At 70.7% G+C, this 16,225-nt stretch carries 16 protein-coding genes; 3 read left to right on the forward strand and 13 right to left on the reverse strand.

Going from position 1 to position 16,225, the window contains the following annotated elements; translation table 11 throughout:
• Window positions 1-5: 5 nt before the first annotated feature.
• The 3 genes from casI to ACFHYQ_RS07265 all read right to left on the reverse strand — a co-directional run bounded on the left by casI (window position 6) and on the right by ACFHYQ_RS07265 (window position 3,843).
• The gene (gene casI / locus ACFHYQ_RS07255) at window positions 6-1,661 is read right to left on the reverse strand and encodes a steroid-22-oyl-CoA synthetase (RefSeq protein ID WP_394300307.1); all 1,656 of its coding nucleotides are present in this window, start codon (window positions 1,659-1,661) and stop codon (window positions 6-8) included.
• 2 nt (window positions 1,662-1,663) lie between these two features.
• Window positions 1,664-2,887, reverse strand: coding sequence for an NADH:flavin oxidoreductase (locus tag ACFHYQ_RS07260; RefSeq protein WP_394300308.1), 1,224 nt, complete (start codon window positions 2,885-2,887; stop codon window positions 1,664-1,666).
• 194 nt (window positions 2,888-3,081) lie between these two features.
• Window positions 3,082-3,843 carry an SDR family NAD(P)-dependent oxidoreductase gene (locus ACFHYQ_RS07265; RefSeq protein WP_394300309.1) on the reverse strand — a complete coding sequence of 254 codons (762 nt, stop codon included), beginning with the start codon at window positions 3,841-3,843 and terminating at the stop codon, window positions 3,082-3,084.
• Window positions 3,844-4,065: 222 nt separating this feature from the next.
• On the opposite strand from ACFHYQ_RS07265, the gene ACFHYQ_RS07270 reads away from it, so the two are divergent.
• Window positions 4,066-5,031, forward strand: a complete 966-nt coding sequence (locus ACFHYQ_RS07270; protein ID WP_446746292.1) for a formylglycine-generating enzyme family protein — start codon at window positions 4,066-4,068, stop codon at window positions 5,029-5,031.
• A 117-nt stretch (window positions 5,032-5,148) separates the two neighbouring features.
• Window positions 5,149-6,789, forward strand: a complete 1,641-nt coding sequence (gene casG / locus ACFHYQ_RS07275) for a steroid-24-oyl-CoA synthetase (RefSeq protein WP_394300310.1) — start codon at window positions 5,149-5,151, stop codon at window positions 6,787-6,789.
• Window positions 6,790-6,873: 84 nt separating this feature from the next.
• On the opposite strand, the gene ACFHYQ_RS07280 is transcribed toward casG, so the two are convergent.
• Genes ACFHYQ_RS07280 through ACFHYQ_RS07300 form a run of 5 tightly spaced genes read right to left on the reverse strand, consistent with a single transcriptional unit; the run spans window position 6,874 to window position 8,591 of the window.
• Window positions 6,874-7,284, reverse strand: coding sequence for a hypothetical protein (locus tag ACFHYQ_RS07280; protein ID WP_394300311.1), 411 nt, complete (start codon window positions 7,282-7,284; stop codon window positions 6,874-6,876).
• The gene (locus tag ACFHYQ_RS07285) at window positions 7,281-7,691 is read right to left on the reverse strand and encodes an AAA family ATPase (protein WP_394300312.1); all 411 of its coding nucleotides are present in this window, start codon (window positions 7,689-7,691) and stop codon (window positions 7,281-7,283) included. Before ACFHYQ_RS07285 ends, ACFHYQ_RS07280 begins: the two co-directional genes overlap by 4 nt.
• Window positions 7,688-7,873 (reverse strand): hypothetical protein, encoded by a 186-nt coding sequence (locus ACFHYQ_RS07290; protein WP_394300313.1) that lies wholly within the window; start codon window positions 7,871-7,873, stop codon window positions 7,688-7,690. The genes ACFHYQ_RS07285 and ACFHYQ_RS07290 overlap by 4 nt, the downstream gene beginning before the upstream one ends.
• Complete coding sequence (locus ACFHYQ_RS07295; RefSeq protein WP_394300314.1) at window positions 7,870-8,307, reverse strand: AAA family ATPase; 438 nt, start codon at window positions 8,305-8,307, stop codon at window positions 7,870-7,872. Before ACFHYQ_RS07295 ends, ACFHYQ_RS07290 begins: the two co-directional genes overlap by 4 nt.
• Complete coding sequence (locus tag ACFHYQ_RS07300; protein WP_394300315.1) at window positions 8,304-8,591, reverse strand: type II toxin-antitoxin system Phd/YefM family antitoxin; 288 nt, start codon at window positions 8,589-8,591, stop codon at window positions 8,304-8,306. The genes ACFHYQ_RS07295 and ACFHYQ_RS07300 overlap by 4 nt, the downstream gene beginning before the upstream one ends.
• 415 nt (window positions 8,592-9,006) lie before the next feature.
• On the opposite strand from ACFHYQ_RS07300, the gene ACFHYQ_RS07305 reads away from it, so the two are divergent.
• A complete protein-coding gene (locus ACFHYQ_RS07305; protein WP_394300316.1) occupies window positions 9,007-9,471 on the forward strand; it encodes a GNAT family N-acetyltransferase in 465 nt (154 codons plus the stop codon).
• 79 nt (window positions 9,472-9,550) lie between these two features.
• On the opposite strand, the gene ACFHYQ_RS07310 is transcribed toward ACFHYQ_RS07305, so the two are convergent.
• Genes ACFHYQ_RS07310 through ACFHYQ_RS07330 form a run of 5 tightly spaced genes read right to left on the reverse strand, consistent with a single transcriptional unit; the run spans window position 9,551 to window position 16,145 of the window.
• Complete coding sequence (locus tag ACFHYQ_RS07310) at window positions 9,551-10,213, reverse strand: PaaI family thioesterase (RefSeq protein ID WP_394300317.1); 663 nt, start codon at window positions 10,211-10,213, stop codon at window positions 9,551-9,553.
• Complete coding sequence (locus ACFHYQ_RS07315; RefSeq protein ID WP_394300318.1) at window positions 10,210-11,082, reverse strand: MaoC/PaaZ C-terminal domain-containing protein; 873 nt, start codon at window positions 11,080-11,082, stop codon at window positions 10,210-10,212. The genes ACFHYQ_RS07310 and ACFHYQ_RS07315 overlap by 4 nt, the downstream gene beginning before the upstream one ends.
• 1 nt (window position 11,083) lies before the next feature.
• A complete protein-coding gene (locus ACFHYQ_RS07320) occupies window positions 11,084-13,315 on the reverse strand; it encodes an acyl-CoA dehydrogenase family protein (protein WP_394300319.1) in 2,232 nt (743 codons plus the stop codon).
• Between the two features lie 5 nt (window positions 13,316-13,320).
• Complete coding sequence (locus tag ACFHYQ_RS07325; RefSeq protein ID WP_394300320.1) at window positions 13,321-14,481, reverse strand: steroid 3-ketoacyl-CoA thiolase; 1,161 nt, start codon at window positions 14,479-14,481, stop codon at window positions 13,321-13,323.
• On the reverse strand, window positions 14,481-16,145 hold the full coding sequence (locus ACFHYQ_RS07330) for an acyl-CoA synthetase (protein ID WP_394300321.1): 1,665 nt from the start codon (window positions 16,143-16,145) through the stop codon (window positions 14,481-14,483). Before ACFHYQ_RS07330 ends, ACFHYQ_RS07325 begins: the two co-directional genes overlap by 1 nt.
• Window positions 16,146-16,225: the final 80 nt, after the last annotated feature.

Here is a 16,225-nt window from a genome sequence, read left to right on the forward strand (position 1 = left end):
TCTGCCTACGGCAGGAAGCGCGCGCGCCCGTTCGCGAGGAACTCCTCACGCAGCGCGGCCTTGTCGTCTTCGGTCATCAGGGTGTACGTCGGCTCGCCGCGCCCGGCCCAGCGGTAGACCGCGTCCGTCGTCCGCCAGCCCTCGTGCTGCATCTCCTTCTTACGCAGCTTGTTGGAGCCGGTGGTGGGCAGCGCGTGGGACACCCGGACGAACCGGGGCGCGCCCTTGGTGCCGAGGTCCGCCTGGCCGGCCAGGAAGGCGGGCAGGCCGAGCTCCTCGAACGTCGTGCCGTGCGGGATCTCGATCGCGGCCATCACCAGGTCGCCGGAGCGGGGATCGGGCACCGCGAAGACGCCCGCCGCCATGATCGACGGGTGCCGGCGCAGCACGCGCTCAGTCAGCAGCGCCGAGATGTTCTCGCTGTCGACCCTGATCCAGTCGCCCGATCGCCCGGCGAAGTAGAGGTATCCCGCCTCGTCGATGTAGCCGAGGTCGCCGGTCCAGTACCAGCCGTGGCGGACCCGCTCGGCGTTGGCCGCTTCGTTCTTGTAGTAGCCCTCGAACTTCGCCGCGCCGTCGACGTCGACGATCTCACCGATGGCCTCCTCGGCGTTGGCGACCCGGCCGTGCCCGTCGAGCACCGCACGAGGGCGGACCTCCCTGGTCTCCGGGTCGACCACCCGTACGCCCGGGTGTGCGGGCCTGCCCAGCGCGGTCGCGGGCCCCTCCGGGGCCAGCCGGATCATGCCGGCGCCCTCGCTGGAGCCGTAGGCCTCGATGAGCCGGCAGCCGAAGCGGCGCAGGAACCCGGCCTGGTCCTCGGGCGAGGCCTCGGTGCCGAAGGCGTGGGTGAGCGTGTTGTCAGCGTCGTCGGGCTTCTCGGGCGTGGCCAGGACGTACGCGATCGCCTTGCCGACATAGCTGAAGAACGTCACGCCGTAGAAGCGGACGTCGGGCAGGAAGCCGGAGGCGGAGAACTTGGGGGTGAGGGTGACGGTCGCGCCGGCGGTCAGCGCCGGCGTCCACAGGGCCATCAGCGCGTTGCCGTGGAAGAGCGGCATGCAGCAGTAGGTGACGTCGTGCCGCCGGATGTCGTACTTCGCGCAGTTGGCGTAGCCCAGCCCGGTCAGCCTGCCCTGGGAGCAGATGGCCGCCTTCGAGGCCCCGGTGGTGCCCGAGGTGAACAGCAGCAGCATCCGCGTCTTCGGCGTGATGCCGGCGTCCCGGTAGGGCTCGCAGGCGTGCGCGGCGACCCGCCCGGCGTAGTCGTCCGCGTCGACCAGCAGGAACCGGTCGCGGGGCACGCCGATGTCGAGGCCGTCGAGCAGCTTCAGGCCGGCCTCGTCGGTGATGACGAGCTGCGGGTCGGTGTGCCGGACCTCCTGCTCCAGGTAGGAGCCGCGCCGGGTGGAGTTGATGCCGACGATCGTGGCGCCGGCCAGGGCGGCCGCGCCGAGCCAGAAGATGTACTCCGGCACGTTGTCGAGCAGGACCCCGATGTGGAACGGCCGGTCCGTCCGCAACTCGCGGGCGAGTGCCGCGCGGGCCGCGCTCTCCCGCACCACCTCGTCCCAGGTCCAGGTGCGCTCGCGGGTCCGCAGCCCGGGGTGGTCGTCGCCGACCCGGTCGAGCAGCAGGTCGGCGATCGTCTCTCGTCGCACTTCTACGCCTGCCTCCTCGTCAGCGGGCCGGTCAGAGGGCCGGTCAGCACGCAGTGGGTGCCGCCGTAGATCGCGGTCATGCACTTGTTGCAGTGGATGCACAGGGAGCGGACGCTCGCGTCGTCCCTTATCCGGTTGATCAGGTCAGGTTCACGCAGCAGCGCCCGGGCCATCGCGACGAACTGGAAGCCCTCGCGCATCGCCTGGTCCATGACCTGCTTGCTGGTGATCCCGCCGAGCAGGATGAGCGGCATCTTGACCGCGGCGCGGATCTGCCGCGCGTCGTCGAGCAGGTAGGCGTCCTTGTAGGGGTAGGCGCGCAGGAAGTGCCTGCCGACCAGCTTGACGCCGAGCTTCACCGGCTGGGGCATGACCGCGGCGAACTCCCGCAGCGGCGCGTCGCCCTTGAACAGGTACATCGGGTTGAGCAGCGAACTGCCCGCGGTGAGCTCCAGAGCGTCGAGCGAACCGTCCTGCTCCAGCCACTGGGCGACCTTGATCGCCTCGTCGAGCCAGAAGCCGCCGGGCACCCCGTCGTCCATGTTGAGCTTGGCGGTGATCGCGATGCGGTCGCCGACGGCGTCCCGTACGGCTCGGGCGATGTCCCTGGACAGCCGGGCACGGTTCTCCAGGCTTCCGCCGTACTCGTCTTTCCGGTGGTTGACCTTCGGGCTCAGGAACGAGCTGGCGAGGTAGTTGTGGCCGAGGTGGATCTCGACGGCGTCGAATCCGGCCTCGACGGCCATCGTGGCGGCGTCGGCGTGGGCGCGGACGATCCGGTCGAGGTCGGCCGGGGTCGCCGCCTTTGTGAAGCTCGTGGTGGTCGCGTGGAAGTGCCGGCTGGGACCGAGCGCGGGGAGCTTGTTGGACTTGGGGTTGGCGACCGGGCCGGCGTGGCCGATCTGCGCGGCGACCGCCGCGCCTTCGGCGTGCACCGCCTCGGTCAGCTTGCGCAGGCCGGGCAGCGCCTCGGGCAGCCACTGGATCTGGCGCCGGTCCGTCCGCCCCTCGGGAGCCACGGCGCAGTAGGCCACCGTGGTCATCCCGACTCCGCCGGCCGCGTGCCGGACGTGGAAGTCGATCAGCTCGTCGGTGACCAGACTTTTACGGCTCAGCCCTTCGTATGTGGCCGCCTTGATCACGCGGTTGCGCAGCGTGACCGGGCCGAGCTTCGCCGGGGCCAGCACGTCCGGGACGGCCGGGTCCCGGGGCGGTGTCTGAGACAAGGGGGTCCTCCGTCGGGTGGAATGGCAGCGTCGACGTTAGTCAGCGGCCGGTTTCGGATCCGGGCCGATCCCGCTGACCGGAACGTTCCGGCCAGGCCCCAGTCCCGGCGCGATTCGGGCCCGACGGCGACTCGTGGTAGCGGATGACCATACGCTGCTTGGGGTGAGCGCCCTGCTGGGAGGTACGGCACGGCTCAGCCGAAGAAGGCCTGTCCGCCGTCGAGAGGCACGGTCGCGCCGGTGAGATAACGCAGGTCGGGGCCGACGAGCGCGACCACGGCCCGGCCGATGTCCTGTTCGCAGTCGCCGATGTAGCCCAGCGGGATCGTCCTGCGGAACTCCGCGGCCTCGGCGGGAGCGGCCTGCGCCCAGCGCTCCAGCGCCGGCGAGAGCGCGTGCGGAGCGATGGAGTTTGCCCGGATGCCGTCCGGTCCCCACTCGGCGGCGGCCGTCCGGGTCAGCGACCGCAGGGCCTGCTTGGCCGCCGCGTAGGCGCCGTAGGTGGTGGGATCCCACCGGACCATCGCCGAGGTCACGAGGTTGACGATGCTGCCGCCGCCGCGCTGCTTCATGTGCGGGTGACAGGCCTTCATGAACGCGAACGCGGCGAACGGGCCGGTGCGGAAGCCCTTCTGGAAGGCGTCGTCGCTCAGCGACAGCAGCGGGCCCTGCGAACCGGAGTAGGCGTTGTTGACGAGGATGTCGACTCCGCCCAGCCGTCCGGCCACCTCGTCCACGATCGAGGGAATCGCCGCCGTGTCGCTCACCTCGCACAGGAACGGCTCGGCCCGCCCCCCGCGCTCACCGATCAGCGCGCAGGTCGCCTCCAGCTTCGCCATCGTGCGGCCGAGCACCGCGACAGACGCGCCTTCGGCCGCGAGGGCGAGCGCGATGCCCTGGCCCACTCCCTGACCAGCACCCGTGATAATTGCGACTTTTCCGTCCAGACTTCCCATAAGTCGTCCATTCCGCCGAGGAACCGCCGAGTCTTGGAACCGCAATAGTGATGTGGCCCGGCACACCCGGAGGGCCGTGTCTCGCTCACCGGGAACAGGCTTTCCGGCTGCGTGACAGCATCGTGGATCGGTCCCGGTCACCGGGAGACGCGACCATCCGACGGGCCGGTGTGAGGTTGGGTGGGAAGAACGCCGGATCGGCCGTACACGAGAAGGACCCGCATGACCAGCTGCTGCTCTCCCGGTAGAGGGCCGGCGGACCACAGTGCCACGCCCACACCGCCCTCGCCGCCCACACCCGTCCGCCGGAGTGACCCCGCCGACAATCCCGTCAAGGGCATGGCGGGCATCCCCGGCGGGACCTTCCTGATGGGCGGCGAGGACCCGGACGGCTGGGCGGCGGACGGCGAGGGACCGATCCGCGAGGTGACGCTGAGCCCGTTCTTCATCGACCCCGTGTGCGTGACCAACGCGAAGTTCGCCACCTTCGTCAAGGCCACCGGCTACGTTACGGACGCCGAGCGGTTCGGCTGGTCGTTCGTCTTCCACCACGTCGCCGACCGCCGCCACGTCATCGACGGCCACGTGCCCGGCGCGCCCTGGTGGCTGGCGGTCGCCGGCGCCACCTGGCGCTCCCCCGAGGGGCCCGAATCCGGCATCACGTCGCGGCAGAACCATCCCGTCGTCCACGTCTCCTGGAACGACGCCACCGCGTACGCCGCCTGGGCGGGAAAGCGCCTGCCCACCGAGGCCGAGTGGGAGATGGCCGCCCGCGGCGGGCTCGTCCGGGCCCGTTATCCCTGGGGCGATGAGCCGACCCCGCGCGGGCGGCACCGGTGCAACATCTGGCAGGGCCGGTTTCCGCAGGTGAACACCGCGGAGGACGGTTACGCGGGCACCGCGCCGGTCAAGTCCTTCGCGCCCAACGGCTACGGCCTGTACAACACCTCGGGCAACGTGTGGGAGTGGTGTGCGGACCGGTGGAGCACCGACTGGCACGCGGCCGAGTCCCCGCGGACCAGGATCGATCCGCAGGGCCCCCCGGCGGGTGACGGCCGTGTGCTGCGCGGCGGCTCATACCTGTGCCACGACTCCTACTGCAACCGTTACCGGGTCGCCGCGCGTACGGGCAACACCCCTGATTCGTCCAGCGGCCACACCGGCTTCCGCTGCGCTGCCTCGCGGTGAGCTCGGATCGTACGCCCGACCCTGAAGATCACGTGTCCCGGTGACCGGGAGCCGCGGCATCCCGCATCCGGCGGTTGCCCACAATTCCGGCTACCGGGATGAAGGGAACCGATAGGCATGTCGACAGATCCGAAGATCGCGATGGCGGCGATCATGGGCCGTCTCACCGGCCCCGGCGGCGCATTCGAACTGGCCGAGGAGGACGTCCTCGGCGCGCGGATGACCGTGTTCAAGAACCGCCGGCGCAATCTCGGCGAGGTGCTGGCCGACTCGGTCCGGTACGGCGACCGTGACTACATCGTGACCGCGACCGAGCGGCTGAGCTTCGCCGAGCACGCCCGCCAGGTCGCCTCGCTGGCCAAGGCGCTGCGCGAGGAGTACGGCGTGCGCCCCGGCGACCGGATCGCGATCAACGCGGCCAACCATCCCGGCTGGATCGTCTCGTTCTGGGCGGCCATCGCCGCCGGCGCGATCCCGGTCGGCTACAACGCCTGGTGGACGGCCCGGGAGCTCGAGTACGCCCTGGGCCACACCGAGCCGAAGCTGCTCGTGGCCGACGCCAAGCGGGCCGCGCTCGCCTCCGGCGTGACGGTGCTGACGGTCGAGGAGGACGTGCCGCGGCTGGCCCGCCTGCACCCCGAAGCGCCGCTGGCCCCGCACGCCGCGGCCGAGGACGACCCGGCGGTCATCCTCTACACGAGCGGCACCTCCGGCCGGCCGAAGGGCGCGGTGCACTCCCACCGCAACCTCACCTCGGTCATCGAATACCACCGCATGAACGACGCCGTGGCCCTCGCGTTCGGCGACCCCACCGACCCGGCGGACCGGCGCTATCTGCTGGCGCTGCCGCTGTTCCACATCGCGAGCCTGCACAACCTCGCCGTGCCGCGCCTGGCGACCGGCAGCGCGATCCTCATGCACCAGGGCGCCTTCGACGTGGACAAGGTACTACGGCTGATCGAGAAGGAGCGGGTCACCAACTGGGGCGCGGTGCCCACGATGGCGCACCGGCTGATCGAGCACGGCGACCTGTCGACGTACGACATGTCCTCGCTGACCGCGTTCTCCCTGGCGTCGGCGCCGTCGTCGCCGGCGTTCAAGGAGAAGCTGCGCAAGGCCTTCCCCCCGGCGAAGGACGCCCTGGTCGACAGCTACGGCCTGACCGAGACCTGCACCGCCGTGACAGTGGCGACCCCCGCCGACCTGGCCGAGTCGCCGGGGACGCTGGGCCATCCCCTCGCGACCGTGCGGCTGGAGATCCGCGACCCCGAGGGCAACGCGCTGCCCGAGGGCGAGGAGGGCGAGGTCTGCGTGCGGAGCCCGTACAACATGCTCGGCTACTGGCGCGATCCCGAGGCCACCGCGCGGGCGATCGACGCCGACCGGTGGCTGCACACCGGCGACATCGGCGTGGTCGAGCGGGGCCGGGTGCGCCTCACCACCCGCCGGTCCGACCTGATCCTGCGCGGCGGCGAGAACGTCTACCCCGCGGAGATCGAGAACGCCCTCGCCGAGCACCCGGGCGTCCGCGAATGCGCGGTCATCGGCACGCCCCACCCCGACCTCGGCCAGGAGGTCACCGCCGTGGTCGTCATCGACGCCGGGCAGCCGGTCGGCGAGGACGAACTGCGCGCCTTCATCGCCGAGCGGCTCGCCTACTTCAAGGTCCCGTCGCGGTGGCGGATCACCGGCGAGCCCCTCCCCCGCAACGCCACCGGCAAGGTGATCCGCCGCGAAATCGAGAAGTCCGTCCAGTGACCAGGCGCTCGGTATGCTGCCCGGGTGAGCAGCGAACGGCACCTGGCCGACTGGCTGAAGACGAGGAGCCCCGAGCGGCACGGATCACGGGTGCGCACCCACGCCTTCCACCATGGCGGGGTCCGGTAAGGAAACCGACCACGTTTCGCTCGGCGGCGTTCCGCGGCCGCCCAGGCCCCGCTGCCGCAGCCCCTCGTGTACCTGGTCAAGGACGCCGGGCGAACCCATGGCCGGATGCGCGTCGTCCGCTCCGAGGGTTTCCCGCTCGCCGGCGGAGCTGATCAGCACGGTGGGTGGTTTGCCGCTCAACGCGGCGGTCACGGCGGTTTCGACACCAAGGGCCTTGATCAACGAATCGCGGGGAACCCGGTAAGGCCGAGGGACGTCGGCGTAGGCACCGAGAACAAGGTACGGGATCAGCCGCCGCAGGAGAGCTGGGATGGCCGCTACCTCCCCATGCCCTTCGACGATCGTCATGATGGTGGGCGGCGTCACGGCCTCTCTCCGGTGTGGGCGGATGGTGTCATGAGTCCGCTGCGGTGAAGCTCCGCGATGGTCATGACCTTGTCGGCCACGAGCGAACGAACTGACGCGTTCACTGGGCCCACCCTGCTGACGCCGTCAGAGTTGGCCGCCACGAGAAGGTGCGACAGATCCGCGCTCTCGTTGTCAAGCAGGTCCGAGCTCTGGCTGGTGACGATCACCTGGGTTCGGTGCGAGGCGGCGATGAACGTCCCGTAGAGGCCGCCCAGCGTAGACGGATAGAGCGCTTTCTCCGGCTCCTCGACGGCGACCAGCGGGATCTCTCCGGAGAGCGCTCTGGGTTGGAGAAGCGCGGCGAGGACACCCGCCGCCCGCAAGGTCCCCTCGGACAGGGATTCACGTTCGAAGACCGTGATCACGGGGTCGAGGAATCGTTCTCCGGCAGTGATGAAGCGCCCTTGAACGGTGGAGTAGCGCCCGGCTCGACGCCGGCCACCCCGCCAAGCCGCGTCAGCAGGAGTCGATCGGCGGGCAATCCGACGTTGTGCAGAGCCTTGATGCGGCCGCTGTAGACATGGGTGCCATCCGCCGACGTCGTCACCGAGAACGACTCCGCTTCCCCACCTTCAAGAGCAATTCCTCACGGCCGACGACGATGTCGCCGTTCCTCCCCGGACGAGCGTCGATTTCCAGGAGATACGTCGCGGCCGACGGCTGCGATCGGGATCCCTTGGCGGACACCGCCAACGTGAGCTCGACCATGAAGGATGTCCCGACGGCGTCGCCATCCGCCCTCGGTGTACGGCGGAGCAGTGCCGGAAGTCCCCCTCGCCGTGATATCGCCTGTGACGGGGATTCGGCCAGCGAGTCGACGACGAATCGAATCGCGTCCAGAAAGTTGGACTTGCCGGCCGCGTTCGGCCCCACGATCACAGTGAGCGGGCCAAGAATGACATCGCACTCAGCGATGGACCGGAAATCTCGTACGCGGACCCGGGAGATAAACGGTGCCACGTACTCAGGCTTATCGCTCATGACACATCAATGGCCTTCTCGTCCATACCCGCCTCGGCATCGGGCTCGACGAGCCGGGCACGCTCACGCGATCGTCGGATGTCCAACTCATTCAAGTCAGGACCGGAACATAGGAACTCCTTGAAATCGAGGTGTCCCGGCTTCAGACGGCGATACTCCGCGATGTCGACCACCACGGCGACCTCCCGGTCGCGCTGGGTGATGATCTGCGGTCCCTCAGCGCGAGCACGTTCCAGCAACGCACTGAAGCGTCGCTCGGCCTGCTGCACCGACCATACGGACACGCTCGCCTCCTACTCTGTCCAAGGTGGCGCCGGGCATCTGTTTTCAGACGCCACGAACCCCCTCTTGACAGATCGTATTCCGGTTCGTACCGGCCTCGCAGACAGTCCCCGCCTCAAGGCTCCGCGGGCGCGAGCGACATCTCGGGGCGACACTCCTGCCATCGGGATCTTCCCGGCACCCAGCCTGATATGATGCTCACCAGGTTCTGAGCCTTCTCGGTGCGGATGCACTCCGCCGGGGAGGCTTTTTTCGTGCCTGGATTCGATCAGGTCCGAGGATCGTGGGCAAACCCCAGAAGGCTTCCCTCCGGATCGGTGACCGGGACCACGCGGCGTCGAAATTCCGCACCTTACAGCAAAGGAGATTCACGTGTCAGACGTGGGTGTATGCCTCGCGAAACCTACCGATCGCCCGGTGATCGAGTGTCTTTGGCTGATGTTCCGTCACGACATGTCGGAGTTCCACGGCGTCCTGCCCAACTCGGACGGAACGTTCCGGAGAGATCGGCTTCACCTGGCATTCGGTGACGCCGACTGGGCACCGTACCTGTTGACCAGCGGTGAGCGTCCCGTCGGCTTCGCTTTCGTCCGCGGCCTGGCCGGGACGACCCGCGTGCTCAACAGTTTCTTCGTGGTGCGCGGGGCTCGGAGAAGGGGCACCGGGCTGCGTGCCGTCCGGGAGGTTCTCGCCCGGCATCCGGGGCCGTGGGAGGTCGCATTCCAGGACCGCAACGTGACCGCGGTGCGTTTCTGGCGCCGTGTCGCCGCCGAGGTCGCCGGTGACGATTGGACCGAGGAACGCCGAGCCGTACCAGGCCATCCGGAGCTGCCGCCTGATAGCTGGATCTCGTTCGACAGTCCTGCGAGGACATGGCACTGATCATGACCTCGGCCTGAGGACCGCCGAGGCCAGGGGGCCCGGGGGCCGGGTCCCCTGGCTGTGAGCCCCTGGCTGTGAGTCAGCGCGGGCGGGGGAGGTCTTTGACGATGAACAGGCCGTCGGCGCTCACGCAGAGCTTCCCGCCGGCCGTGATCGACCCGACGGTGTTGATCTTCCGGCCGTCGACCGAGACCTGGCGCCCGGTCACGGTCAGCGGCTCGAACAGCGGGGTGGGCCGGTGGTAGCGCAGCGTCAGCGTGCCCGTCACGCCGGATGTGCCCGCCCAGTGGTTGGCCACGCCGAGCGTGTGGTCGAGCAGCAGTGCCGAGACGCCGCCGTGCACGAACCCGGGCGGCCCCTGGTACGGCAGGCCGAGGACGACGACGCCCCCGATGGAGCCGTCCTCCTCGCCGTGCAACTGGAGCGGCGGCGCGATGGCGTTCTCCGGCCCGGTCACCGGGTCGTGGCGGGTGACGCCCTCGCCGCGCCACATGTCCACCAACCGCTCCTCGACGGCGGGGGCGTGTTCGTCGAGGTGGTCGGCGATCGCGTTGAGCTGGTCCGCGATCTTCTCCATCTCGGCGGCGGATCCGTCGCCGGCGTGCAGCAGCGAGGCGACCACCCGACGGGCCGCGGCGACCGCCGCGTCCACGCCCTTGTTCCTCGGCGTGGCCGTCAGCTCCGCCCCCCGCTCGGTTCCCTCGGCCGGGACGTCGGACCCGCTACCGGCAGATCCCGTCATGTCGAAACCTCCGCGGTCGCGTGCGTGAGCACCGGAGCGTCGTCACGCTCCGGGCAGGTGGACTGGAACGCCAGGCCACCGTCCTCCCGCCACGCCCTCGTCCGGATGGTCTCACCGGGGAACAGCGGCCCCGCGAAGCGTACCGACAGCCCCCGCAGCCGGGTCACGTCGCCCCCGAGAACGCCGTCCACGACGGCTTTGGCGACGATGCCGTACGACGCCAGGCCGTGCAGGATCGGCCGGTCGAAACCGGCCGCCCCGGCGAACTCGGGGTCGGCGTGCAGCGGGTTGAGGTCGCCGTTGAGCCGGTACAGCAACGCCTGCCCGGGGACGGTCGGCGATTCGAGCGTGAAGTCGGGCTCACGATCGGGGGCCGCCCACCGGTCCTCCGGACCCGGCTCGCCGCCGAAGCCGCCCTCGCCCCGGGCCCAGATCCGCATGTTCGTGGTCCACAGGAGGCCGCCCTCGCCGTCCGTGGCGGACTGCTCCAGCACGATCATCGCGGCCTTGCCCTTGTCCCAGACGTGGGCGACCCGCGACGCGACCGTGGCGGCGCCCGAGGCGGGCAGCGGCCGGTGCACGGTCAGCCCCTGCCCCGCGTGCAGGATCCTGCGCAGGTCGATGTCGACGCCGGGCATGTTCATCACGGTGGGCGGCCGGTCACCGGAGGAGATGCCCTGCCCGGCGACCATGGCGAAGGTGGGCAGCACGCGCAGGCCGCGCTCGTAGGTGTAGCCGAGCTCGGGATCGGTGGCCGCGTCGGCCCCGGCGCCCAGGCTCAGGTGGTAGAGCAGCACGTCCCGGCTGGTCCAGGCGATCTCGCGGGTCGCCGGCGGCGCGCCGAGCGCCCTGTCGAGGTCGATCGGCATGTCAGCCCGCCTTTCCGCCGGTCGGCTCGGGGTCGCGGGGCAGGCCGAGCAGACGCTCCCCGATGATGTTGAGCTGCACGTCGGTGGTGCCGCCGGCGATCGACATGCACCGCGAGTTGAGGAACATCCAGGTGGCGTCCCGGCGGTGCTCGCCGCGGTCATCACGACCGCCGTGGCCGCCGGTCAGCGCCTCGGGGCCGATCCAGTCCATCGCGGTCTCCCAGATCTCCTGGAGGTGCTCGACGCCGATCAGCTTGGCCACGCTGGACTCGGCCCCGGGCTGCTGCCCGGTCAGCGACCGCAGCGTGGTCCGCAGCCCGAACAGTCCACCGGACTGGGCGTCGCACAGGATCGCCCCAAGGCGCGTCAGCCGCTCGTCGTCCATCGTCTGCGGCGCGGCGGCCGCGATGTCGAGCAGCGCCTCGCCGCCGCTGCCGAGGGAGGAGTCGTGTGACAGCGAGACCCGCTCGTTGGCCAGGGTGGTGCGGGCGAGCTTCCAGCCGTCGCCCGGCCCGGCGACGAGCATCTCGTCGGGGATGAACACCTCGTCGAGGAACACCTCGTTGAACAGCGCCTCACCGGTCAGCTCGCGCAGCGGCCGGATGTCGATGCCGGGGCTGGTCATGTCGAGCAGGAAGTACGACAGGCCCTTGTGCTTGGCCGCCTCGGGATCGGTGCGGGCCAGCAGGATGCCCCAGTGCGCCTCTCGGGCCATGGAGGTCCAGACCTTCTGGCCGGTGACCTTCCAGCCGCCGTCGACCTTCTCCGCCCGGGTGCTCAGCCCGGCCAGGTCGGAGCCGGCGCCCGGCTCGCTGAACAGCTGGCACCAGATGATGTCGCCGCGCAGCGACGGCGGCAGGAACCGTTGCCGCTGCTCGGCGCTGCCGTGCGCGATCAGGGTGGGCACCACCCAGTTGCCGATCACCATGTCGACGGCGCGCAGCCCGGCCGCGCGCATCTCCTCGGCGATCACCAGCTGGGTGACGGCGTCGGCTCCCTTGCCCCACGGCGCGGGCAGGTGCGGAGCGGTGTAGCCGTGCTCGGCCAGGTAGGTGAGCCGGTCCCCGCCCTCGAGGTCGCTCGCGGGGCTCAGCTCGGCGCGGATCTCCGCCCGGATCCGCTCGGACTCGGCCGGCAGCTCGACGCCGAGCTCGCGGCGCACACCGCCCAGCGTGAGGCGGGCGACCCGTCGCCGCCACCAGGAGGTGGAGCCGAGCAGGATGCGCAGGGTCTGCGCACGTCGCAGGTAGTGGCCCGCGTCATGCTCCCAGGTGAAGCCGATGCCGCCGAGCGTCTGGATGCAGTCCTTTGCCGTGGTGAACGCCGCTTCGACGCTGGTCGCCCCGGCGACGGCCGCCGCCAGCGAGGCCTCGCCGCGATCACCTCCGGCCGCCCGCGCGGCGTCCCAGGCGCATACCCGAGCCTGCTCGGCCCGGGTCAGCATGCGGGCGCAGCGGTGCTTGACTCCCTGGAACCGGCCGATCGGGCGGCCGAACTGGTGGCGCACCTTCGCGTACTCCGCGGCGGTGGCCGTGGCCCAGTCGGCCAGGCCCGAGGCCTCGGCGGCGAACAGCACGGCGGCCAGGTCGAGCACGTCGTCGGCGCCCAGACCGGTCAGCACCTCGGCCGCGGCGCCGTCGGCGCGCACCCGTGACAGCCGCCGGGTCAGGTCATGGCTGGGCAGGTCCTCGATCTCCACGGCGGCGCGCGGCAGCACCACCCACGCCGTGCCGGTCCCGTCGGCCGCCGGCAGCACGAACAGGTCGGCGACGAGACCGCCCAAGACCGGGCCGGACACACCGGAGACGGTCGCCTGCCCGTCGGCGCCGCGGGTGAGCACGAGCTCGGCGGAAGCCGTACCGCCACCGGGCGGGAGCCCGACCGCGCCGATCCTCGTCCCGGCCGCCAGCCCGGCCAGGTGCACCCGGTACCCGGCGCGGTGCAGTACGGCACTGGCGAGCACGGTGGGCAGGAACGGCCCCGGGACGAGCGAGCGGCCCAGCTCCTCGACCACGACGGCGAGTTCGAGTAGGCCGTAGCCAGCGCCGCCGTCCTCCTCGGGAAGGTGCAGGCCGAGCAGGCCCTGGTCGGCGAGGAGCGGCCAGAACTCCGGCAACTCCTCGCGCTCGGCCTCGACGGCCTTGCGCACCACGTCCTGCGTCACATGCCGGGCGGCGAAGGCCCGCACGGCGTCGCGCAGGTCGCGATGCTCGTCGGTCAGTCCGATCGTCATGTGGGTCAGATCCGTTCGATGATGGTGGCCGTGGCGTGGGCGCCGCCGGCGCACATGGTGATCAGGGCGGTCGACTTGCCGGCCCGCTCGAGCTCGTGCAGCGCCTGGGTGATCAGCCGGGTGCCGGTCGAGCCGACGGCGTGGCCGAGGGCGATCGCGCCGCCGTTCACGTTGACCTTGTCCATGTCGGCGTCGTGCGCCCGAGCCCAGGACAGCACGACCGAGGCGAACGCCTCGTTGATCTCGACCAGATCGATGTCGGACAGCTTCATCCCGGCGGCGCGCAGCACGTGACCGGTGGCCGCGATGGGGCCGTCGAGGTGGTAGTACGGGTCGGAGCCGACCATGCCCGAGGCCACGATGCGCGCCCGCGGGCGCAGCCCGAGCCGGTGCGCCCGCTCGGCGCTCATCAGCAGCACTGCCGCGGCGCCATCGCTGATCTGCGAGGAGTTGCCCGCGGTGTGGATCCCGTCGGGGATCACCGGCTTCAGCTTCGCCAGGCCCTCGGCGCTGGTCTCGCGCAGCCCCTGGTCGCGGCCGACCACGGCCTTCTCGCCGGTCGGCCCTTCGGGGCCCATCACCGGCGCCTCGACCTCGACGATCTGGCCGTCGAACCTGCCCTCGGCCCACGCCTGCGCGGCGCGCTGCTGCGAGCGCAGGCCGAACGCGTCGGCGTCGGCACGGCCGATGCCGAACTTGCCCGCGATCCGCTCGGCGGCGGTGAACTGGTCGGGCATGTCCAGCGTCCACCCGGGGGGCCGGGGGCTGCCGGTCTCCGGGGTGGACGCGGCGCCGAGGAAGACCCGGCTCATCGACTCGATGCCGCAGCCGATGCCTGCGTCGATCGCGCCGGAGGCGATCAGCCCGGCGATCAGGTGCACCGCCTGCTGCGACGAGCCGCACGCGCAGTCGATCGTCGTGCAGGCCGTGGTGTACGGCAGGCCGGCGTTCAGCCACGCCTGGCGGGTGACGTTGTTGGACTGCTCACCGGCCTGGGTGACGCAGCCGCCGATCACCTGGCCGACCGACGCCGGGTCGACGCCGGTCCGCTCGAGCAGGCCCCGCTGGGCGAAGCCGAGCAGCTCGGCCGGGTGCAGCCCGGACAGGACTCCGTAACGCTTGCCGACGGGCGTGCGCGCCGCGTCGACGATGACGGCCTCAGCCATCATTCCTCCCCCATATTTGTTGAAAGCGCAGTCGTTGAAAGCGCAGTCGTTGGAATCGTGGATGTTGAAAGCACGGTCTTGGCCCACCGGTAGTCCGCCTTGCCGCTGGGCGAGCGCACGACGGCGTCGACGAAGACGATCGAGGTGGGCACCTTGTATCCGGCGATGTGCGCGCGGCAGTGCGCACGCAGATCCTCGGCCCCGGGTGCCAGAACACCGGAGCGGATCTCGACCACGGCGGCGACCCGCTCGCCGAACCGCTCGTCGGGCACGCCGGCCACCAGCACGTCCATCACGGCGGGGTGGGCCTTCAGCGCCTGCTCGACCTCTTCGGGGAACACCTTCTCGCCGCCGGTGTTGATGCAGCCCGAGCCGCGGCCCAGCACCACGATCGTGCCGTCGTCCTCGACCCGGGCCATGTCGCCGAGCACCGACCAGCGGACGCCGTCGACCACCGGGAACGTCCTGGCGGTCTTCTCCGCGTCGCCGTAATAGCCCAGCGGGACGTGGCCGGTCCTGGCGATGAACCCCATCTCACCGGAGCCGGGCTCGACCGGCCGGAACGTCTCGTCGATGACGGCGATCTGCGGGCCGGCCGACAGCCGCATGAGCCCGTCCTCGCCGATCGCGAGCCTGCCGTCGATTCCGGACTCCGACGCGCCGAACCCGTCGCTGATGAACAGGTCCGGGATCAGCGCCACCGCCTCCTCCCGCACGCTGCGGGACAGGATCGCGCCGCCGGAGCCGAGCACCTTCCACGAGCTCAGGTCGTGCTCGGCGCCGTGCGCCTTCACCGCGTCCAGGAGCGGGCGGGCGATCGCGTCGCCGACGACGGTGACGATGAGGGCGTGTTCCCGCTCGATGAGGCGCAGCGTCTCGATCGGGTCGAACCGGCGCATCAGGATCATCGGCGAACCGCCGAGCAGTCCGCTGAGTACGGTGTAGACGGCCGCGCCGTGCATGAGCGGAGCGGTGATCAGGTAGATGATCGGGGTTCCGCCCGCCGCGGCGGCGGCCAGTTCCTTCGCGGTGCGGTACGGCGGGCCGTAGTGGTTGCCGCCGGCCAGCGCGGCGAAGAAGAAGTCCTCGTGCCGCCACACCACGCCCTTGGGCAGGCCGGTCGTGCCGCCGGTGTAGAGGACGTAGTGGTCGTCGGCGGTGCGCTCCCCCGCCATAGAAGGGGCCGTCGGGGCGGTGGAAGGTCGGGCGGAGATCGCCTTCTCGTAGTCCGTGACGCTGAGTCGGTCCGGCCAGGTCAGATCCGGCGTGTCACCCACCACGACGACGTGCCGCAGCTTCGGGCACCGGTCGGCCAGGGCGGCGACGGCGGGTGTGAACTCCGCGCCGGCGACCAGGCCGACGAGGTCGGCGTCGTTGTAGAGGTGGTGCAGTTCGTGATCGGTGTAGCGGTAGTTGATGTTGATCGGCACGGCCCGGATCTTCAGGCAGGCCAGCAGCGTCTCGACGAACTCGACGCCGTTGAGCATGTGGACGCCCACATGCTGGTGCGGTTCGACACCCGACTCCTTGAGGTGGTTCGCCAGGGCGTTCGCACGCCGGTCGAGCTCGGCGAAGGTCACTCGGCGGTCGCCGCAGACCACGGCCAGGCGGTCGGGCACGGCGGCGGCCACGGTCTCGTACAGAGTGGCCAGGTTCAGCGTCATGGCGAGAGACTAGAATCAATTCTCGTTTCACACAACGGTCAGGTCTCGCTGAGCGGTGTCAGGGTTGGTCATGACTAGAA

It is taken from the genome of Sphaerimonospora cavernae (genome assembly GCF_042435035.1).
GTDB lineage: Bacteria > Actinomycetota > Actinomycetes > Streptosporangiales > Streptosporangiaceae > Sphaerimonospora > Sphaerimonospora cavernae.